At 50.1% G+C, this 21,239-nt stretch carries 22 protein-coding genes; 6 read left to right on the top strand and 16 right to left on the bottom strand.

Annotated features, from left to right (window positions below; translation table 11 throughout):
* Window positions 1-86 precede the first annotated feature (86 nt).
* Window positions 87-761: a hypothetical protein gene (locus tag GWK77_01030; protein ID QHU92760.1), complete on the top strand. Its 675-nt coding sequence runs from the start codon at window positions 87-89 to the stop codon at window positions 759-761.
* A gap of 14 nt (window positions 762-775) precedes the next feature.
* Entirely contained in the window at window positions 776-1,831 is a 1,056-nt protein-coding gene (gene recF, locus GWK77_01025) for a DNA replication and repair protein RecF (protein QHU92759.1), read from the top strand.
* Between the two features lie 51 nt (window positions 1,832-1,882).
* Here recF and tsf read toward each other — a convergent pair whose 3' ends face one another.
* On the bottom strand, window positions 1,883-2,479 hold the full coding sequence (gene tsf, locus GWK77_01020; GenBank protein ID QHU92758.1) for a translation elongation factor Ts: 597 nt from the start codon (window positions 2,477-2,479) through the stop codon (window positions 1,883-1,885).
* A 1-nt stretch (window position 2,480) separates the two neighbouring features.
* Entirely contained in the window at window positions 2,481-3,209 is a 729-nt protein-coding gene (gene rpsB, locus GWK77_01015) for a 30S ribosomal protein S2 (protein ID QHU92757.1), read from the bottom strand.
* A 223-nt stretch (window positions 3,210-3,432) separates the two neighbouring features.
* Here rpsB and GWK77_01010 point away from each other — a divergent pair, with 223 nt between their 5' ends.
* The gene (locus GWK77_01010) at window positions 3,433-3,819 is read left to right on the top strand and encodes a type B 50S ribosomal protein L31 (GenBank protein ID QHU92756.1); all 387 of its coding nucleotides are present in this window, start codon (window positions 3,433-3,435) and stop codon (window positions 3,817-3,819) included.
* Between the two features lie 87 nt (window positions 3,820-3,906).
* Here GWK77_01010 and GWK77_01005 read toward each other — a convergent pair whose 3' ends face one another.
* Complete coding sequence (locus tag GWK77_01005) at window positions 3,907-4,683, bottom strand: hypothetical protein (GenBank protein ID QHU92755.1); 777 nt, start codon at window positions 4,681-4,683, stop codon at window positions 3,907-3,909.
* Window positions 4,684-4,838: 155 nt separating this feature from the next.
* Between GWK77_01005 and prfA the strand changes: the two genes are divergently transcribed.
* Window positions 4,839-5,909 (top strand): peptide chain release factor 1, encoded by a 1,071-nt coding sequence (gene prfA / locus GWK77_01000; protein ID QHU92754.1) that lies wholly within the window; start codon window positions 4,839-4,841, stop codon window positions 5,907-5,909.
* A gap of 10 nt (window positions 5,910-5,919) precedes the next feature.
* Here the strand turns inward: prfA and GWK77_00995 are convergent, their stop codons facing one another.
* Complete coding sequence (locus GWK77_00995; GenBank protein ID QHU92753.1) at window positions 5,920-6,489, bottom strand: hypothetical protein; 570 nt, start codon at window positions 6,487-6,489, stop codon at window positions 5,920-5,922.
* A 147-nt stretch (window positions 6,490-6,636) separates the two neighbouring features.
* On the opposite strand from GWK77_00995, the gene prmC reads away from it, so the two are divergent.
* A complete protein-coding gene (gene prmC, locus GWK77_00990) occupies window positions 6,637-7,461 on the top strand; it encodes a peptide chain release factor N(5)-glutamine methyltransferase (protein ID QHU92752.1) in 825 nt (274 codons plus the stop codon).
* Here prmC and GWK77_00985 read toward each other — a convergent pair.
* Genes GWK77_00985 through GWK77_00975 form a run of 3 tightly spaced genes read right to left on the bottom strand, consistent with a single transcriptional unit; the run spans window position 7,435 to window position 11,082 of the window.
* Entirely contained in the window at window positions 7,435-8,592 is a 1,158-nt protein-coding gene (locus GWK77_00985; GenBank protein ID QHU92751.1) for a PDZ domain-containing protein, read from the bottom strand. The two genes, prmC and GWK77_00985, sit on opposite strands and share 27 nt — an antisense overlap.
* Before the next feature lie 22 nt (window positions 8,593-8,614).
* Window positions 8,615-9,388, bottom strand: a complete 774-nt coding sequence (locus GWK77_00980) for a hypothetical protein (protein ID QHU92750.1) — start codon at window positions 9,386-9,388, stop codon at window positions 8,615-8,617.
* Between the two features lie 20 nt (window positions 9,389-9,408).
* Window positions 9,409-11,082 (bottom strand): hypothetical protein, encoded by a 1,674-nt coding sequence (locus GWK77_00975; protein QHU92749.1) that lies wholly within the window; start codon window positions 11,080-11,082, stop codon window positions 9,409-9,411.
* A 75-nt stretch (window positions 11,083-11,157) separates the two neighbouring features.
* Here GWK77_00975 and lepB point away from each other — a divergent pair, with 75 nt between their 5' ends.
* The gene (gene lepB, locus GWK77_00970; GenBank protein QHU92748.1) at window positions 11,158-11,763 is read left to right on the top strand and encodes a signal peptidase I; all 606 of its coding nucleotides are present in this window, start codon (window positions 11,158-11,160) and stop codon (window positions 11,761-11,763) included.
* A gap of 3 nt (window positions 11,764-11,766) precedes the next feature.
* Here lepB and GWK77_00965 read toward each other — a convergent pair whose 3' ends face one another.
* The 9 genes from GWK77_00965 to GWK77_00925 form a co-directional block, all read right to left on the bottom strand.
* Complete coding sequence (locus GWK77_00965) at window positions 11,767-12,645, bottom strand: ParB/RepB/Spo0J family partition protein (GenBank protein QHU92747.1); 879 nt, start codon at window positions 12,643-12,645, stop codon at window positions 11,767-11,769.
* A complete protein-coding gene (locus tag GWK77_00960; GenBank protein QHU92746.1) occupies window positions 12,642-13,406 on the bottom strand; it encodes an AAA family ATPase in 765 nt (254 codons plus the stop codon). Before GWK77_00960 ends, GWK77_00965 begins: the two co-directional genes overlap by 4 nt.
* Before the next feature lie 87 nt (window positions 13,407-13,493).
* Entirely contained in the window at window positions 13,494-13,799 is a 306-nt protein-coding gene (rplU, locus tag GWK77_00955; protein QHU92745.1) for a 50S ribosomal protein L21, read from the bottom strand.
* 112 nt (window positions 13,800-13,911) lie between these two features.
* Window positions 13,912-14,739 carry an NTP transferase domain-containing protein gene (locus GWK77_00950; GenBank protein QHU92744.1) on the bottom strand — a complete coding sequence of 276 codons (828 nt, stop codon included), beginning with the start codon at window positions 14,737-14,739 and terminating at the stop codon, window positions 13,912-13,914.
* Between the two features lie 9 nt (window positions 14,740-14,748).
* On the bottom strand, window positions 14,749-16,092 hold the full coding sequence (locus GWK77_00945) for a TIM44-like domain-containing protein (GenBank protein ID QHU92743.1): 1,344 nt from the start codon (window positions 16,090-16,092) through the stop codon (window positions 14,749-14,751).
* Window positions 16,093-16,209: 117 nt separating this feature from the next.
* A complete protein-coding gene (locus GWK77_00940) occupies window positions 16,210-19,161 on the bottom strand; it encodes an isoleucine--tRNA ligase (GenBank protein ID QHU92742.1) in 2,952 nt (983 codons plus the stop codon).
* 74 nt (window positions 19,162-19,235) lie between these two features.
* Window positions 19,236-20,030, bottom strand: a complete 795-nt coding sequence (locus GWK77_00935; protein QHU92741.1) for a hypothetical protein — start codon at window positions 20,028-20,030, stop codon at window positions 19,236-19,238.
* Window positions 20,027-20,551 carry a hypothetical protein gene (locus tag GWK77_00930; protein ID QHU92740.1) on the bottom strand — a complete coding sequence of 175 codons (525 nt, stop codon included), beginning with the start codon at window positions 20,549-20,551 and terminating at the stop codon, window positions 20,027-20,029. Before GWK77_00930 ends, GWK77_00935 begins: the two co-directional genes overlap by 4 nt.
* Complete coding sequence (locus GWK77_00925) at window positions 20,529-21,059, bottom strand: ClbS/DfsB family four-helix bundle protein (GenBank protein ID QHU92739.1); 531 nt, start codon at window positions 21,057-21,059, stop codon at window positions 20,529-20,531. Before GWK77_00925 ends, GWK77_00930 begins: the two co-directional genes overlap by 23 nt.
* Window positions 21,060-21,239: the final 180 nt, after the last annotated feature.

Genomic DNA, 21,239 nt, shown 5'->3' with positions numbered 1-21,239 from the left:
ACTAGTGGCAAGGTTGTCTGCTTGACTTATCCAAATATTCATGCTAAAATCAAAACGTTAACGTATAACTAAACAAAAACTTAGAAATGACCTACGATTTTGAACGACTAGACTGGATTGGAAAAGACGGAGAGAGGACAAAGAGAAGACCAACTCCGCTTAGTTCTGAGGAAGTTGCAGCACGCGACGGTGACTATAATGCAAAACTTTACGGTAATCTCCCGGATGGTATCAACGAACCTACCGGCGACGTGGAAACACCAGGCGACCAAGACGAAAGTCGTGAGTTCTTTGGTGAGGCTACCGCGATCGCCGCTGAAAATAATGACACTCTTGATGCCGACAAGGAACACCCCAATGGCTTCAAGACCGTAAAAGTTGAATACGGGGGACAGGAATTCACCATCCGCCGTGCAGAAGACTGGTATATGGAGGAGCACCCCGAAACACCACGAGTAGCCATTGAATTTCCGCCAATGCCTATTGATTACTTGGGCGTCACTGGCACTCACCATGTCAAGCTCATCGAGAGCGCGCCCGACACGTGGGAATGTGTCATCAAAAACGATATTACTAGTGGCAGCGAGCAAGACCTACCGCCCAAATATAGAGGCATGCAACGTCCCCTTTCACTGCATGAAACCCACATTAAACATAGCATTCTCTCTCATCCAGGACTCATTGATCCAGAAGACCAAAAAAATCTCCGACGGGTCGCCGATCCTTATGCGGAACTAACTTCGCCAGAAGAAGCCGCATGATATAATTATCGTCAGTGATAACACAAATCAAACTATATCATTTTCGCTCCTACGACCTTTATGAGACGACACTGGCGCCAGGCGGCACCGTCATCATTGGCCCAAACGGCACCGGCAAGACAAACTTGCTCGAAGCGATATACGTTGCCCTCCGCGGCAGTAGCTTTCGTGGCAGTCTTGCTGATTGCATGCAGCACGACCAAACACAAACCATCATCCACCTCGAAACCGACAATGCCTCTCGACGCCTCCAGCTGCTCCGCACAACCGACGGCACGATAAATAAAGAGTTTACGATTAACGATAGCCGCAGCAAGCTCCTTCCCCGCAAACATCGCCTGCCGGTCGTTCTGTTTGAGCCGAGCGAGCTACGGCTCATTTCCTCCTCGCCATCGCGGCGGCGGGATTTTCTGGACGGTATATTATCTCGGCTGGATGCTCAATACGAAGCCACTCTCCGTGCCTTTCACCGAACCCTGCTGCAGCGCAATGAACTACTCAAACACCCCCACGAGACGACCCAAAACTGGCGTGATCATCTCTTTGCCTGGGATATTAAGTTCGTCCAGCTAGCGACCCACATCGCCCAGGCTCGTGCTGAATTCTTGGCTAAACACGAGGCGGCGCTGAGTAGTTTATATGTAGCGCTAGCGGGACACAAGACAGCTTTTACGGCCGCCTATCAAGCCAGTGCATCACTTGATCAATATGAACAAGCACTCCTCGATCACCTGCAGCGCACCCGCGACTATGAAATCACCACAGGCCACACCTCGGCCGGCCCGCACCGCGAAGATTTTGCGATTTTCCTCCATAATCAACCAGCCATCAAAGTCGCCTCACGCGGCGAGATGCGCACCATTATGCTAGCTTTCAAGCTACTCGAGCTGGAACTGCAAACGAAAAAAAGCCAATCACGACCATTGATCCTCCTGGATGACGTCTTTTCTGAGCTGGACGCCACCCGCGAAAAGCTCCTCCAAGAGACCATCCAGAACCACCAATTCATCGTCACCACCACTGACGCCCGCCACCAGAGGGATGACTGTTTGATAATCTCAACGCGCTAAAATCCCGCCAAAATGGCGGGATTTATCATGCTAAATCAAAGTATGACGATATTATTCGCTCACGCCCAGCTCAATTCGCCTAAACTGACGCACCACGATGTTCTCGCCGAGTTTAGCGATCGCTTCCTTAATATGCTGCTCAACTGTCTTAGAATCGTCCAAGATGTACGCCTGGCTCATTAATACTTGTTCGACAAAATGCTTTTTCAATTGACCTTCAACAATCTTCTCGCGCATTTCTTCAGGCTTGCTTGCCAATACCTCGCTGGCCATTAGCTCTGTCCTAACCCGCTCCATTTCCTCAGCCGGAATATCCGCCTCAGAAACATACTTCGGACTCATGGCTGCAATTTGCATAGCGATTTCGTGCGCCAATGTCTTGAAATCATCCAGCCGCGCCACGAAGTCGGTCTCACAGTTCACTTCAACCACCACGCCAATTCGGCCCGAGTGTACATAGCCCTCAATCAAGCCTTCGCGCGCTTCGCGGTCGCCCTTTTTCTCAGCCTTGGTCAAGCCTTTTTTACGCATCGCCTCCAGCGCCTTGTCAAAATCGCCATCAGTCTCGACCAGCGCTTTTTTAGCATCAGTCAAACCAACGCCAGTCAACTCGCGCAGCTTTTTAATGTCATCGACAGAAACTCCCATCCTATTTCTCCTCTTTTTTCACTGGTTTTTCTTCAGCCTTCACGCTACCCGCGCCCTCAGCTACAGCTGCCGTGAAGTAGTCAAGTAGCTGCTGGATGCTCTTGATCGCATCGTCGTTGCCTGGGATGACGTAATCAATACCCGTTGGATTGACATTAGTATCAACCACGGCAAACACCGGCACGCCCAGAGCCTCTGCCTCGCACACTGCGTTCGCATCAGTCAGTGCGTCAACCACAACCACGGCGCCTGGCTTGCCCATCAAGTTCTTGATGCCACCATATTTGAAATTCAGGTTATCAATTTCCTCCTGGAAACGCTGCACCTCTAGCTTGTTGTAGCGCTTCTCCAGGTCGCCTGACGCCATCCGCTTCTCAAGGTTCTTCAATTTCTTGATCTGCTGAGCGATTGTCGAACCGTTGGTCAGCATACCGCCGATCCAGCGTTCAACCACGTACGGCTGATTGATGCTCTCGGCCGCTTGGCGCACCACGTCTTTGGCTTGCTTTTTCGTACCGACAAATAGCACCTTTTTACCGCTAGCGGCGATTTTTGTCAGCTCCGGCAGCGCCTTCTCTAGCGCCTCAGCCGTCTTTGCCAAGTCAATGATATGGCTATCCTGGCGTTTTGAATGAATATACGGCGCCATCTTTGGGTGCCAGCGACTGGTCTTGTGTCCGAAATGAACACCAGCTTCAAACAAAGCTTTCATGTCTACTGTTACAGACATTAGGTTACTCCTTTTCCTCGCCCGCCGCTTATTGGAGCTGCGACGGGCTGTGTCGTTATGTTTAGTTACCCGCTAATTATACCACTAGTAAACATCAGACGCAACTACGTCGTAACGAGTCCTTGTTGCATTTATGCCTATCTGGCCCTCTCGTAGACACTAGCGCCCCGTCACTTGTTTTAAGTTTGCATTGCTCCTCATTTTTTGCTAAAATACCAAGGTTATGAAAAGCAGTATTCACCCACAGAACTATCGCCCGGTCGTATTTAGCGACGATCAAGCGGGCTTCGCGTTCTTGACTCAGTCAACAGCGCAAACCACGGATACCATCGTTTGGGAAGATGGCAAGACTTATCCACTCGTCAAGGTGCACATCTCCAGCGCCTCGCACCCATTCTTCACCGGCGAAGAAAAGATCATCGACACCGAGGGTCGTGTTGACCGGTTCAAGGCACGCCAAGCAGCCGCCCAGGCTCGCAAGACGGCCCTAGCAAATAAAGCCAAGAAGGCTGCCGCTAAAAAAGCCGCCAAGGTAGCAGATGATGACACAGACGACACAAAGAAGAAAGCGGCCACACCTAAAGTAAAAACTAAGAAGGTTAAGAAATAGCCCTAACTCATTAATACTTTTGATATCACGTAATAGCTCCGCTAAAGCGGAGTTATTACAATTAGATTGAATTTGAATTATTTTATACTAACTCCTGCTAGATTTTTCTAGTTTGCTGTCAAAGTGCTCCATCATGTGCTCAAGTCTCAGTAAGTGAGCTAACTCTCCTACATCCTCTCGATACAGAGTACCTGGTTTCCGCACTCCATTTTCATCAGTAGCAACATGTTCAGCAGTACCATCTGGAGAAAACCACCATATTTCACCATCAGTTTTTGTAACCACATGGTCACCAGTATACCTGCGGCCGCTCTTCTCCCTTTGCAAGTGATTCGTAAGGCGCACTTCCTTGATCACACCCGTTCTAGGATCATAAGAGGTTGATACACGAACACGTCTAGGATCGGAATCAGTACCTCCAACATCACGTGTCTCAACCATACCGATAATCTGCCCGCCATCTTCTTGCCTCGTCGCAATAAAATCACCGTAGCACGAAACTTGCTCTACCTTCACATTTTGATCTAGAGACGGAAGGTCATACATAGCTGGTAGCCACCGCTCTGTCGACTCATCGCCTTTGTCCCTTCCCGACATGTACTCACTGGCATTTGCAAACATCTTAGCAACAAACTCAGGAGACCCGACCTTTGTCTCCGGGAGACCTGCGCCATCTTTCAGTTCTGCTATGCGCGGCTCGTCAAGGGCTAAACTTGCTAACTTCCTTTCTGTCTGCCGGCGTGTATGTTCAGCATTTTCTTCTTGTGCCATCTCCCAGGCCTTCTCGACATTACGAACCCGCCCAAAATTTGTCCCGAAGGTTTCGTTGACCATACGTCGTGTTGCTTGTAATAATTTGCCCATACTTTTTATTTTCCTTATCTTTGCTACTGCAATACGTGATGTACCAATGGTCTACATATTACTCTATTTTTCTTTATTTGTCAAGTATTTTATCATACTATCGGTATTTTACTAGTAAGCCCGCCACCCCCCACCAATATGCTATAATAATCCATATGACAAAAATCTCTCTCGACCTCGAGGCGTTGAAGGCGGAGCGGGCAGCGCTGGGTGATTTTTTAGCGCGTCCCGACGCGTATGGCTCGCCGGACTTCACGAGTAAAAATAAGCGGTTTTCCGAGCTAGAGACGCTCATTACCAAGGGTGAAGAGCGAGCGGCGTTGGAGCAAAATCTACGTGACGCCAAAGAATTAGCGAATGATGGCGGCGAATTGGCAGAATTAGCGAAAGCTGAAATCACTGAGACTGAAGCACGTCTGGCAGAGCTGGAAGAAGAATTATTCATCCTACTGACACCAAAAGATCCAAACGACGAGAAAAACATCATCATAGAAATCCGGGCTGGCGCTGGCGGCGACGAAGCCTCGCTGTTTGCAGCGGAACTGTACCGCATGTATTTACGTTGGTGTGAAGCAAATGGCTACAAAACTGAGCTCATCAGTGAATCTGCCAACGACTCCGGCGGGTACAAAGAAGTCATTTTCATGGTCAAGGGCGACGCGCCATACGCCAAATTGAAATTCGAAGGCGGCGTCCACCGTGTCCAACGCGTGCCAGTCACCGAAAGCCAAGGCCGCGTCCACACCTCCACCGTCACCGTAGCGGTGCTGCCAGAAGCTGAAGAGACTGACATCGAAATCAACCCGAATGATCTGCGCGTCGATATTTACCGCAGCTCTGGTCACGGCGGTCAGAGCGTCAACACCACCGACTCGGCAGTACGCATTACTCACCTGCCGACTGGTATCATGGTTACCAACCAAGACGAGAAGTCGCAGATCAAAAACCGCGAAAAAGCCATGAGCGTGCTGCGTTCGCGGCTGCTGCAGATGAAAATTGACGAAGAAAACGCCAAATTAAGCGCTGAACGGCGTTCGCTAGTCGGCACTGGCGACCGCTCTGAAAAAATCCGCACCTACAACTTCCCGCAAGACCGCATCACCGACCACCGCATCCACTACAGCCGCAGCAATATCCCCGCGGCAATGAATGGGGATATTGACGACCTTATTGAACATCTGCAACGTTTTGAGCGTGAACTTAAAGCGAAGAATGCGGAAAAGTAGTGTCAGCCGCTTAGTAGTATTGTGTACCTAGTGCAACCGAGCCAACTTTACTATTCCGTCGCTGCTTTTCAATTTTGTGTTTTATTGTCTCGAATGGACTTTTACCTTTTATGGTATCACGGCAACCCATATCATATTTATGCTCCGCCGAAATGGATTTTAGCGTCATACCGCCACGAGCATACCCCGGAATTTCCGTAATATCCTCACCAATCACGAACTCTCGTCCGTGTATATCATTGCCCACTGGCACTGGTATCGCTGCCTCGTCTCGGGTATTGTTGCGCGTATATACATCATACGCGACCATGTGATCATAGTATCGTGCAGTCACAACCTTATCTGGTGTAACATAAGACTTAACCCTAACGCCATCATCACGAGTAGCCTCAAAACAAAGCATGCCGCCACTCAACTTAGGATCTTCAAAATATTTATGACCAGCACCGATAGTTACTTTGTCACCCGGCTCATCGTAAACTAACACTCTAGCACCGCTTTCATAGGTGACGACACGCGGCTCACGCTCTTCATCCATATGTTCTAATGTCGCTGGTGATGGAGTCCTATTTCTATCCACAACTTATTCCTTTTTACTTGATTATGCTTAGTGTGCTTCTTACATTACTCTCTCTCTCGTGATTTGTCAATACTTTTTACAACTTTATAGCTATTTTGCAACCATAATCACTTTACTCATTCCTAGCTATGTAGTATAATTAACAACATGAATATAGCAACCTGGCTAAAGAACGCCGCTAAACAGTTAAAAGCTATAGGTATTGCGTCGGCGCGGTTGGACGCCGAGCTGATATTGGCTAACACCCTGCGGAAGAACCGAACATACCTTCACGCACACCTGGATGAGGAGATTGACCCGCGGCGGGTTGATATTGCCGAGGCCAGGCTGAGCCTGCGCCTTGACCGAGTGCCGCTGGCATATATTTTGGGCTGTAAGGAATTTTACGGACGGAAATTTACCGTTTCACCGGCCGTCTTGGTGCCGCGGCCGGAGTCGGAGGAGATGATTGCCCTGTTCTTGGTGCTGACAGCCGGTGAGATCGCGCCAAAGACGCTAATTGATATCGGTACCGGTTCGGGCTGCCTCGGCATTACAGCGGCGTTAGAGCGGCCGTCCCTGCGGGTTATTTTATCGGACATTAGTCCACAAGCCATAAAAATTGCCGAGAAAAACGCGAGCAATTTGCAGGCGCGGGTGACGCTGCAGCAACAGTCACTCCTTTCTGGGCAGATTGAGCCAGTAGATTATATCTTTGCTAATTTACCGTATGTTGACCAGTCCTGGGAGACTTCGCCAGAGCTGCGCCATGAACCAGCTGAGGCCCTGTTTGCAGCAGATAACGGACTGAGGCTGATCGAGATGCTTATTGAGCAAGCGCCGCGCCACATAACAGCGGGCGGCCTGCTCTTTCTAGAGGCCGACCCGCGACAGCACCAGGCAATTCTCGACCAAGCAAAGGACCACGGCCTTCACGAGGCAGAGACGCGCGGCTTTATCATCGTCCTACGCTTTGTAAGCACCAAGCGTTAGCTTGACCTTCTGTTCCTTGCCGTCGCGCAGGATAGTCAGTTCTACTGTCTCGCCTGGCAAGAACCCAGAAATAAGACTGCCGAGGCCGCCCTGCTCGCCGATTAGCTTGTCATTCACCTTGGTAATGACGTCGCCGTCCTTGATGCCTGCTTTATCTGCCGGCCCGCCAGCGACGACCGCCGATTTGTCGCGTGAACCACCGACATAGGCGCCGCTTTTGGCGGATAGTTTATACTCGGCACGCACCTCAGGCGTGATAGCGATATATCGCACGCCGATATACGATTTCTGAATTTTTCCAGATGCCAACACGCTGCGGACTAGCCCCTTGGCAGCACCGATCGGAATCGCAAAACCTACGCTTTGTGCATCCGAGACAATCGCTGTGTTGATGCCGATAACCTGGCCCGACATGTTGAGGAGTGGCCCACCAGAATTGCCCGGGTTGATCGCGGCGTCGGTCTGGAGCAAATCAGTCAAGCTCTCGGCTTCGCCGCTTCGCTCGCTAGTGGACGCCTGAACCGGCCGACCCTTGCCCGAGATAATACCCATCGTCACAGTATTTTGGTAACGACCCAATGAATTGCCGATTGCAATCACTTTCTGACCGACACGAACGGTACCTGAGTCACCCAGGGTGGCCGCTGGCAGATCATTAACGCCGTTAATCTTGAGAAATGCCACGTCGTTGAGTGGGTCGGCTCCGACAAACTTGACATCGGTATATTGCGTGCCGTCACTGCTCACAATTTCAACACGATCAGCGTCCTTGACAACATGTTTATTTGTCAAAATATAGCCGTCCTTACTAATGATAATGCCCGTACCAGCACCCTGCCGCACGTCGCTATACGAAAAGGACCGACCGTTTTTGGTTGTAACAATTGAGACTACGCTTTTAGAAACACGCTGTACCACCTCGCTAACATCGGCTTCGTCTCGCGATATAACCCGGTTGCCATCAGCCACTGGCTGCGGAGATTGCTTCGTCAACTGAAGTGTTAACCACGACCCAAATGCCGCTGAACCAAACGCCAGCCATATGCCCGCAATGATACATATACTTATCAGCGCAATCTTCTTGCGGCGGTTCGGTTTTGGCTGGTTGGTTAGATTCGCTTCTTGCTCCATAGGTTTACTCCAATTTTATAATTTATAGTGTCACCGAGTTAAAGAATAATAAGATAGTCAGGATGAGTGCCGACGCCAAGATAGCTGGGCCAGCAACTTCAGCAATAACGATCGTTTTATGCTTATGCCAAGAGGTATAGACACGCTCAGCTACGAATGACAGCAGTATAAAGATAATCGTCGCCTGTGGTAGTTGCAGCGCGTTTACCCCAAGCAGCGCATAGCCAAACGTCCAGTAATGCGCCAGCCAGCCAATCTCCGCAAACACCAGCCCCCAGGCTAGACTGAGTACCGTAATCTGCTCCTCACGAAACGTCGATAGAAAATGCCGAGCCGTACCATACCCGATGACTAGCGCACACAGCACAACCACCGCAGCTGACCATTCGTGTGACACTGCAAACAGTGCTGCTGTGCCGATAAATACCGCGAGACCCGCCTGCAATGTCATCTGCCAGCGCTTTGATAGCGGCTTGATAGCGACAAGCCATATCGCATAAAATACCGCTAGCGCAATTCGTAGCACCAGCGTCGCCTGCGGCGCATACATCAGCGCCACCACACCGAGACCAACCACCACGTCAACCAGGCTTCCTTGAATATTCGTTAGCCAAAACTTAGGGCGCACCGACAATGTCCGCCACTTGCTTAAGAGTACCAGCACAATCGCCGCCAACGGATAATGAATCTCCTGCGACATCCAGAACAAGACTGCCACCATCCCTAAATTGAGTGCATAATAAGCGATATTACTGAGAAGCGACCGTCGCCTGGCTGTTTTTTTCAGAAACTCCATTGCCACCCTATTATACCAAATTACGGCCCGATTATCACTACGAAGTCAGCTTCGGCTGGCAGGTTAAATGGCGGTTTACCTTCGGTTAATGTTACACCATACAGTTCTTTAATCTTGTTGGCAGAAGCCTGCTTGGACTTGCCCGACTCCAGCTGATAAACCCTGTACTTTTCGGTAATTTTCTGTGGTGAATTGCCAACGCTCACCACGTTGAGCGATGCTGCCTTTAGGCGATCAGCTTCGGATTTGGCAGCCCCAACCACGCCGCTGCCATTGAGCACCAGAACACGCGCCTTTTCCTTGGCAAGTGCATCACCGTACATTTCCACCTTGATAAATGATCGAATTTGCGAATAATCAAACTGGCCAGCTGTCGGCACGACCACACTGGCGCCACCAACACTACTCGTGCCAAGCAGGACATTATCTTTTTCAATAAAGCTGAGGCGGTGAATGTCCGTATCCTTGATCTTGGAAGCAACATCCATCACCGTACGGACTTCCTTGGCATCAACGTTAGTGCGCAGATTCTTGCCCATGGCGTCCATCAGCGCCGTCACCTTGCCAAGATCAGTCAGCGTGCCTGTCGAGGCTGCCTTGTTCTTGAGCGCCATCAGCACCAACTGTTGGTTTTTCTCGCGGTCAAAGTTCGACTTGTCCAGCCCATACGAACCGCCCAGCGCTCCACGCGCTCGCGAGAAATACAGCGCCTTGTCACCGTCCATCTCATTTGGCCCATTCTTGAAATGAATGTAATGCCCCGTCGGACAGCGCCGTTTCCGCTGCTCCGCTGACAGTCCCTTCTCCCGACACATCCAGTCGACGCTCGGGTCAAACACACCTCGTGGATCGTCGCTCTGAACATTCACCGTCACACCACCAACCGCATTAACCGCGTCCTTGATTACCTGAGCATTAACGTGTGCTACGTACTGTATATCCATATCAAAAATCTTGCCAACAAACTCGCGGCTGGCATCTATCCGCTTCTTTTCAGCCTGTTCATCATTACCCTTGGCAACACAGTCAAAATATTCGTTAATCTTGCCGGCACGACCAGAATTACAAACTCGCCCAAACTGCACGTATAAGTCGCGCGGAATACTAAACATATAGGCATCGTGCTTCTTTTGATCAACACTCAGCACCATCATTGAGTCGGTCAACGTTGCGCCCGGATGGTCTGGATCATCATCCGTCGTACCGAGGATCAGCATATTGCTCCGCCCGTGTGCATCCATTTTCAGCGGTTGATTCTGAAACAAGTCAATCAGATTACCGCTACCAAACACTCGCCCCGCATTGACCCACGCCTTGTACAGCAAAAATCCGCCCACCAGAATTATCAGCGCCACGATCACCAGGATAATAATCTTTAGCTTGCGACGTTTCTTATGCGGTTTCTTGCGCTTTTCGCGAGGTGTTTCGGACTTTTGAAGCTCGAGATCTTTGAGCGAATTGCTAATATCTTCGTCAATATCAGCAGTTGACGAAGTCGCGAGACGCACCCGATCAGCTTGCGACAGTGACTGGCGCGGTAATTGGACCGGCTGCTGCCCAAGTATCTGTGGGGTAGGCTGCTCCGCCTGATGAGGATGAGCGGCTACCTGCTCTGGCGATACACCACCCAAACGAGACCGCTGAACCCTCCGCGGTACAAATCCATCGACCGAATTCCTATTTGAAATTTTCACTGCTCCTTATTATAGCACACTTCTCTATTGATCAAGCTTTTGGTTTTCGCCGCCAAACCATGTATAATAAGGCGGATGGATGCTCACTTTCTCGATCGACACCCGCGCCTGAGGGACAGTCTGGGACTGATTATTTTTGTAATCGGGGTAATCATCGGAACAATTTTGATCAATACCTTTGTTTTTCGTAGCTTTGGCGTGCAAGGTCCAAGTATGGAAAACACCATGCACACCAACGACCGCCTGATCGTCGACCGACTATCAGTCACCATTAAACAGCTTCAAAATCAGCAGTATATCCCCAAGCGCGGCCAAATTATCGTCTTTAAAAATCCCAATTACAATCCAACCCTAGGTCACGACGAATATATCGTCAAACGGGTAATTGCTTTCGCGGGTGAGCGCGTCACCGTCAAAAACGGCATTGTCACCGTTTATAACAGTGAACATCCGAACGGCTTTAACCCTGATACAACCGTCAACAAAAACGAACCAAAGTCGCCCACCTCTGGCGATGTTGATACCAAGGTGTCCGAGGGGACGGTTTTCGTGATGGGTGATAATCGTGAGGGTAATTTTTCGTGTGACTCGCGTAACTGCATGGGCAACATTCCGCTGTACGACATCGTCGGGCCGGTCATCGCCCGCATTTTCCCCTTCACACAGATCAGAGGGTTTTAATAGTCAGCCAATCAAGTCGCGAATCCGCTCAAAATCCGCTTGATCTTTGAACGGGATGATAATCTGACCAGCACCGCGCTTACTGGTGCGAACCGTGATGTCAGCACGGAGTTTTTTCGACAGGCGCGCCACCGACGAGGCGTGCGGCGAGCGGGCCGACTTTGGAGTTGGCGCGGGGCCCGACGGCTGCTGCGACCGCTTCCAGGCGGCGATCATCTGCTCGAGCTTGCGCACACTCCAGCCCTGATGAATCGTCTGCCGCAGCAAATCCTCCGCCACGTCATCCGGCAGCCCCACCAATGTTCGCGCTTGCCCTTCAGAAATCTTATTTTCAAACAGCGCCGTCCGCACCACGCTCGGTAATTTCAAGAGGCGCAGCGTATTACTAATGGCGCTGACCGATTTGCCGCCGACGTGCTGGCCGATTTGTTCCAGCGTCATATTGAACTGGTCGCGTAGCTTCATGTAGGCCGTCGCCGTCTCCAGCGGATTGAGGTCGCGTCGCTGCAAGTTCTCGATCAGCGACACCTCCAACCGGTGCTGATCACTCAAACTACGAATGATACTCGGCATCTCTACTAATCCAGCCAGCTGCGCCGCTCGCCAGCGCCGCTCGCCAGCCACGATCATGAATTGTGCCCCGCGTGGCGTCACGACGATCGGCTGTACCACGCCGTGCCGACGGATTGAATCAGCCAGCTCACGCAGCGCTTCCTCATCAAAGAACCGCCGCGGCTGATCTGGATCTGGAATAATATCGGTAATTGGTATCTGGCGTAATTGCGACATTGTCGCATCTTGACCAGCCGTCGGGTCAAAAGCCTCGTCAAACAAATTTGTCGGTATCAGCGAATCAAATCCCCGCCCAAGTCCCTTTTTCATCCTTCAATCCTCTCGATAATTTCTTTGGTCAGCGCGTGGTAAGCCCGCGAGCCCTTTGAGAAACGATCGTACACACCAACCGGCACGCCGTGGCTTGGCGCCTCAGCGAGGCGAATATTGCGCGGAATCGTCGTCTTGAAAATCGTATCGGCAAAATGCTTTTTAATTTCATCGTACACCTGGCTTGATAGAGTCGTTCGCGAATCAACCATGGTGGTCACCACGCCGAGCAAGCGCAGATGCGGATTGAGCCCCTTGCGAACCAACTTCATTGTCTCCATGAGTTGCCCCAGCCCCTCTAACGCATAAAACTCTGCCTGCACTGGCAATAGAACGTACTGCGCTGCGATCAGCCCATTCACGGTCAGCAGACTCAGACTCGGCGGACTATCAATGATCACATAATCATACCCAGCGAGGCTCGCCAGCGCCTGGCGCAGCCGCACAAACCGCCCCTCGGCTTGGGCCAGTTCAACCTCGGTATTTGCTAGGTGCGACGTGGCCGGTGCGATTGATAGGTTCTTGATGTCGGTCTGAATAATTATATTATTCAAGGCCGTCTGACCAGTTACCACCTCGGTCATCGTTGCGCCCAGTTCTTGCTTATCAATACCGAGACCGCTGGTGGCATTTCCCTGCGGATCAAAGTCAATGATCAGCGTCCGCTTACCGGCTTTTGCCAAAAAATATGCCACGTTGATTGAAGTCGTCGTCTTGCCGACGCCACCTTTTTGATTTGTCACCGCAATAATCTTCGTCATCGATACCCCTTCTGCTTACCTCATTGTACCATAGTTTCGGCCATAAAAATACCGCCCTCATCACGGGGCGGTATGCTAATTCATCGGTTATTTGATCGAGGTAATCTCAATCTTGGTGTACTTCTGGCGATGACCCGTTTCTTTGTGGACACGTTTCTTGCTCTTGTAGCGGATAACGCGGACCTTGTCACCCTTAACTTCTGCTTCAACAACCTTTGCCTTCACTACCACACCTTTTACGGTTGGTGTGCCAACTGTTGTTTTATCACCATCAATCACTAAAAGTGCGTCGAGAGTGAGTTCTTTTGTGCCTTCAGGGAGGAGATCCACCAAGAGGGACTCTTTTTCGCTGACAATATATTGCTTGCCAGAGATTTTTACGACTGCTTTCATTTCGTTCCTTAAAAATTAGTTTTCAATCCGTTCCATTGTACCAGAGGCGCACTAACAAATCAATACTGCCCCAGTTTCTTTACCTCGCCGGCGCTGTGCTATCATCCTAAAATCAATTGCACGAACACGACCCCGACCGACCGCACACCACATTATTTGCGTGCAACCAGCCCTCGACATTACCGCCGTCCAAATGCATACCTACCGCCGGCACAACCTTGACGACACCGCCGGCCCGAGCATAATTACTGACTGCATCAGTTAACTCATACTCACCACGCGGCGATATTTCAACATCAGCACAAGACTGAATAACTTTCTTGGTGAGGACATATTTACCGATGTTGGCAAAGTGACTCGGCGCCTCTTCTGGCTTTGGCTTTTCCACGATCTCTACAAAATTACCAGCCTCGTCTATCACAATCGCCCCGTACCGACTAATGTCATCGCCCGGTACTTCCTGAGCCAGCAGGCTACATTGACCGTCTGGCGTCGCCGCCAATAGCCGCGCCACTTCGCTTGAGCCATCGGCATTATACATAAAGTCATCACCCATCAGCACTACTGCCGACTCACCATCCTCGAGATAATCAGCCGCCAGGGCTACCGGTACTGCTGAGCCATACTTGCCATAGCTTGGCTGCGTCACAAAGTGAAGCTTCGCATCAATTGGCGCCACTAGAGCCAGCTTGTCATCCTTACCCTTGCTCCGCAAATAATCGTTGAGCAAAATATTGCTCCGATAGTAGCTCTCTAATTGTGAACTCTGCTCGCCAACCACAAAAATCAGCTCGCGCACACCAGCCGCCAAGCAGTCCTGCACCACATAATCAATCAGCGGTCGATTGCCAATTGGCAGCATGCATTTTTCAATTGATTTAGTAATTGGTAGCATTCGTGTGCCCCAACCAGCGACCGGAATAATAGCTTTGGTAATCATATTTCCTCCTTACATCTTGAGTTCTTTATGTGATTTCTGCAAAATATCCATCATCTCCGCGTAGCGCATCTCGCCCGCAGAAATTTTGGCATAGAGATAAACGATATTATCTACCACCTCAATATTAACCTTAATGTCCTGATCGTACAACCAGGCCATGAAACTTGGATTGAGCAGCTCAAAGCTCGTCACTTGGTTCTCATCGGTGGCGTAGACTTGGTAGCGCTTGTTAAAGTCACCCCACTCCAGTTCTACCTTTTTATAACCCGACGGCGCCCTAAACCGTTTCAGGAAACGTGAATCCCGACGCTCCACTAAAATCCCGCCATACGACTTTGGTAAATTAACCTGTCCAATAATGTATGTAGTCGCCGAATCAGTATTTGAAGCGTCAGCCACATAGGTGTATAGCTGCACTAATAGATTGCCCGTCCAGAACCCGATGATATGGTTGTTGATGTCAGTACCCTTAAAGCCGCTCTTAAATAATTCACCGCGGGCCGGTAGCAGTAGCCGCCCCCAGTCCGGACTGAAGTACATGTCGTATTGCGCTGCAAACTGCTGCATAGAGGCGACAAGCTGGGCAGAATCTTCTGTTGCCTGATCAATACTATCCAGTAACCAGCCATCACCCGAGCGCACAAAGTTCCACTGCTCACCAAACTCGCCCGTATCACGATGTAGCACCGCATCACTCGCCACGTCAATCAGCTCATCATTTGCCGAGGCAACAAAACTCACACTTACTCGGTCATTCTGATCATTCGCATCATCATACGCCCGGGTGATAATCGCTTCACTGATCGCCACATTCTTCATGCGATTGACTCGCCCCATCTGTTGTAAGGCATACAACATTAGTCCAATGTGCCGCGCATAATTCGGCGTGACGTATTGCTGAATTGATGGCAAATCCATCCGCTCCCAATCATATTGAAACCGATTAAACACCGTTGTTGCGTAATTGACAATACCCTGCTCATTCCAGGCGCTGTCCTGAGCCGCCGCTTGCCGGACGGCTTGCTGTGCGGCCTCACTGCCCTTACGAAAACGGCTGATCTTATCCGTAAATGCCCCGATAATCGCACCGACCAATGCCGAGATGGCCACCAGGATAAAAATAACAACACCGCCGAGTAGGTAGAACAAGCTGGCGAGTAGGCCGGCCAAAAACCCGACCGCTATGGCGGCCATCTTTGACTGAGTGGCTCTTTTCACAAAACCACTTACCGAAATTGCAATTACCATCGGTATCCCGAAAAGGACAACGCCACCACCACCGCCAGAACTTGACCCACCGCCACCGGCTCGCGCGAAAAAGAGTAACTGACTGAGAACTGCTAAACCATACATAGACCCATTGTACCGCGTTGCATGGCGATCGCCAAGGTCATGAGCGTCCGATCGGCGCGAGACCAAGTAAACGCTCGCCGCGCATCAATTTTGAGGTCGTAACTTTTATCGTGATGACTATTCTACAACAGCAAGAGCAATCTCGAGCTCAGCCCCTTCAACCGTCACTGTCGACTGGTTGTCATGCACCTCGCCAAACACCGCCAGCGTCTCAGCAGCAATCACCTCAGTATGCTCATCAATCGCTTGATGAAGTTGCTCGTCATTCGTCGTCAGCTGCAGCATAATTCGATCGTCCACTTGCAATCCCGCCTTCTTGCGCGCGCTTTGGACGTGGCGAATAACTTCACGCATCAAACCTTCGCGTTTGAGTTCGGGCGTTAAGTGCTTGCTAATTTCGATCCAATTCTCTGGCTTGATCGTGCCCTCGGTCACGTCATAACCAGCCAGATACTCGTCTAGATTCTCAATCCAGCGAATCTCCTTAACATTTAGCTCCTCAGCCATAATCTGCTCGTAATACTCAGCCAATTTCGCACCCGCATATGCCGCAAATTGCAGCGGTTGGCGAACCTTAATTGATGCTTGGTGCTCATCCTGTTTCATTCGCAAACTAAGGCCATTGTTGATCAATTCACGCGTCCGAGCCATGTCGGCCAGTGCCTGCTCATTCACCTCGCCCGCTGGCAGCCAATCCTTCAGATGAATCGACTCGTTATCACCCGTCAAATTGTGATACAACTCCTCAGCCAAAAACGGTGTAAATGGCGCCAAAATGTAGCTCAGACGCACCAGCACGTAGTGTAGCGTGCGGTACGCATCATTCTTGTCACCATCATCCTCAGCGCCCGCGGCCCCTTTCGACGATCTCCAGAAGCGGCGGCGGCTACGGCGCACGTACCAGTTGGACGCGTCGTCCAGGAACGGTAAAATCGGCTTAGTGGCGTCTTGCAAATTGTAACCATCAAGACCCTTTTCAACATCCGCCACCAATTGATGTAAGCGGCTAACAATCCAAATATCCAACGGATTAGTCAACGTACCAAGTGGATCTTTCAAATCGCCATTAAATTCCCAACCATCAACTTCCGCGTACATCGTGAAGAAATCATACATATTCCAGATCATACTGAGCTTGCGCGCCACATCCATGACATCCTTATCCGCTAGTGCAAAGTTCTCGCCATTTGTCAGCGGACTAGATAGCATGAGAAAACGAAAACTATCAGCCGACGTTTTATCCATCAACTCCATCGGATCGGTGTAGTTTTTTAGCTTTTTACTCATCTTTTTGCCGTCCGCCGCGTTGATGAACCCGGTACAAATCAAATTTTTCCACGGCGACTTACCGAATAGCGCCACATTGACCGCTGTCAAACTATAGAACCAACCGCGTGTTTGATCAATCGCTTCAATGATGAAATCAGCCGGAAAACTTGCTTCAAATTTTTCCTTGTTCTCAAACGGATAATGGAACTGGGCGAACGGCATTGAGCCAGATTCAAACCAGCAGTCGAGCACCTTACCGATATGCCGCATTTCCACACCATCGCACTCAAACGTCACGTCCATCACTTGCGGCAAATGATAATCATCCAGCCTACGCCCCGTCAGCTCTTCAAACTCCGCAAAACTACCAATCACCTTGACAACTTCCGTGCCGTCATTCTTGACACCTTTCCACACTGGAATCGGCGTTGCCCAATAGCGATCACGGCTCAAATTCCAATCCGGCGCCTGCTCTATGATATTATGAAATCGCCCCGTCCGCAGATTATCTGGCGTCCAATGAGTCTGTTCATTTGCCTCTAGCATTTCTTTTTTCTGGCTTTGAATATCCATAAACCAGCTCGGATGTGCCCGATACATCAATTTGGTACCACAGCGATGACAATGCGGATATTCGTGGCGAATATAGTCAATTTTTAGCGCTCGGCCTTCCTCCAGCAGCGTCTTAGCAATCTCTTTATTAACCTCCCAGATATTACGACCGAGCCATCTACCCTCAGTATAGTTACCATCACCATCCACTAGTGACAACATCGGCACATCATATTTACGGCAAAGTTCATAGTCATCCTCACCATAAGCTGGCGCAATATGCACCAGACCTGTACCGTCATCGGTCGTCACGAAATCAGCATGCAAAATTTTATGAGCATTCGGACCGCGGTTCTCAAATAGCGGCTCAAATCGCTTGCCTACCAGCTCCGAGCCTTTTATCGTTTTGACAATTGAATATTCAAGCGGCTGATGTTTTTCATCGGTCATAACTCTTTCGACAGCATCGCTTGCAATATAAAATTTCTTATCGCCATACGCCACCAATGAATAGTCAACATCTCGGTTGATTGCCACCACCATATTCGCTGGCAAAGTCCACGGCGTCGTCGTCCAGGCAAGCAAATATTCATCTTCGTCTTCTAATTTGAAATAGACAAACAAGCTTGGATCGGTGTCTATCTGGTAGCTGTTTTCCATCGCCACTTCGCTCTTGGAAATTGGCGTAGCATCCTTCGTGCAATAAATTAGAATCTTCTCACCTTCATAAATCTTGCCCTCCTCGTAAAGTTTCTTAAACGCCCACCAAACTGATTCCATGTAATTGTTATCCATGGTTTTATAAGCGCCCTTAAACTCAACCCAGCGGCCAATTCGCTCAATTGTATCTTCCCATTCGGTACCGGTTCGCACCATCGCCGCACGGCATTCCTTGACATAATCCGACACGCTAATCTTCGTGCCAATCTCTTTTTTATTAGAAATGCCAAGCGTTTTTTCAACATACACCTCGGCCGGCAAACCATGACAATCCCAACCCCAACGGCGCTCAACTCGCTGGCCTTTCATGGTATGATAACGACCCATCGTATCTTTAACGGTGCTGACTAACAAATGCCCGTGGTGCGGCGTGCCAGTCAAAAATGGCGGCCCGTCATAAAATACCCAAGAATTATTAACCGGCCGATTCTCCACCGATTTATTAAACGTATCGTCAATCTTCCAGCGCTGCACCCAGTCCTTTTCATATTCTGCTGCTCGGCGACGTGTTCCGTGTTTGAATTTCATACTTTTCCTCCTTATCTACCTTATGTTCACTGCTCTGTTTAAATTATTAATCAAACTTTCCTGTTCGCTGTTCATCATTCTATTAGTTTCCTCATCGCTTTTACTATCTCCTCATGAATTATTCCATTGCTTAGTACCGCCCCGCAGATATCCTGATCGTACCGCTGCTCCCGGCCAAAAAGGTCAGTCACTTTGCCGCCAGCTTCCTCGACGATGACTTTCGCCGCCGCAATGTCAACGTTTTTACCCTTCGTACCAGTGAAGACTGACGCAACAAACTCGCCGCGCGCCACCAGTGCCGCAGCGTGCGTTGTACTACCAACCGTCGTTACATACACATCTTTTTCATAAGCAAGATCATGAACGACCTGCATCACATCCCATTGAGCACTCGGCCACCAATCAACATTCATCTCCACGCGGTCATCCAGACTATGCTGACTAACGTGAATCGGCTGGCTATTCATGTACGCGCCACGACCACGTGACGCCCAGTACAGATGGTCGCTAAACGGCGCATAAATCACACCGACTTCCGGCTGGCCATTAATCACCAACGCTAACGAGAATACCGATACTGGTAACTCCATCGCAAAAGGTGCCGTACCGTCAATCGGGTCACATACCCACACATAGTCCGAACCGCGGCGAGCACTCGCTTCTTCACCGTCAATATCATGGGATGGGTATCGCTCAGCTACTCGCTTGATCACAAGCTGGTTGATTTCCTCATCAGCAATAGTCACAATTGTGTTGTCCGCCTTGAGATGAGCGTCCGGTTTTTTACCAAAATATTTTTGCATAATGTCGCCCGCTTCGTGCGCTACACTTTTTGCAAAATCAAGCCATTCTTGTTGTTGGTTGGTCACGATTTACTCCTTAACAATATATTCCTTAGTGTCATCATCACTGCATCATCCAGCACCCGCACTCGATCCCTATGCCGATCACTATACCCAAGCGCACCCTTCTGATTTGTATAGAGCGTTATGTGCGGAATGATAAACTCTGCCCGCGGGATCAGCTCACGAATTGCATCACGCCAAGTTTCTAGTTCATCCCATCGAACAAGCGCGATAATCGTTTCACGGCCAGTCACGTCATCCTTTAGCTTAAGAAAATCACCGGTCAATTCTGGCTCTGTAGTCATTGCTGCACCAGCTTGACACGACACCTGTTCCAGCCACCCATGACCAGCCTCATCGAGCCCGTACTCCTCACGCACCGCAAATAACGACAAATGGAATTCATCATCTTTGAGCAACAACCCCGCCACTTGACGCGGAAAGTCTATCGCACGCACCAAATCAGTCGTATCATACATGATATAATCATGCGTCCGATCAATGACAAAACTCGTAATGCGATTATCCTGCGGTATAATGCTCATCCTCTCTCTCCTCCATAGCCTTGCGCAACCTACCGTGTGCATTTCGCAATGGCGCGACTGTGTTGAGCTCAATTATCCGTGCCATGGTATACTCTCGTCCACTCGTCTTCGTCCGATACCATACGACGCGGTAGAGGTCGTCTTCTGATGTCTGCTCGATCAGTTGGTCAATCGCTGCCACTGCTTCATCAAGCTTTGTCAGTACGGCACTATACGCTATATCAGCATATTGCATATAGAACTTTTGCGCTACCGCACCATAGCCAGTGGTAATAATCGTCGGCACCATATGAGTCTGATGATATGCACTGCCCCACTCTAGCACCGTGGTAGCCCACCCTAGTAGGTAGCTGGCTAGCTGGTGAGGATTCATCATCGTGCCTTTTATCTGCCCCGGAAGCACCAGCTCATCCGCCCAGGGAGCGGCTGCCTCGAGCAGTGGCCACAGCGCCGCACACTCGTGGCGAATGGCGTGCTGCAAGGCTGACTTGTAGGCTGGTATCGGCATACTACTCCTTATATAAAATAAAATCACCTCTTCTGACTTCGAGAATCCGCTGGAGGTGTTTCAAGCGGACGGTACCATCTCGATTCCAAAAGAAGTGATTCTTCGCGGGCTTTGCCGAGTTGACCGGCATCCACGCACTCTTTTAGCACTCAATTGTCACTTTGTCGCAGCGAGTCACGG

The organism is Candidatus Saccharibacteria bacterium oral taxon 488 (assembly GCA_010202645.1).
In the GTDB taxonomy this organism is placed as follows: domain Bacteria; phylum Patescibacteriota; class Saccharimonadia; order Saccharimonadales; family Saccharimonadaceae; genus Nanosynbacter.
The sequence above is the reverse complement of the archived record's forward strand: the minus strand, read 5'-3'. Positions and strand labels throughout refer to the sequence as shown.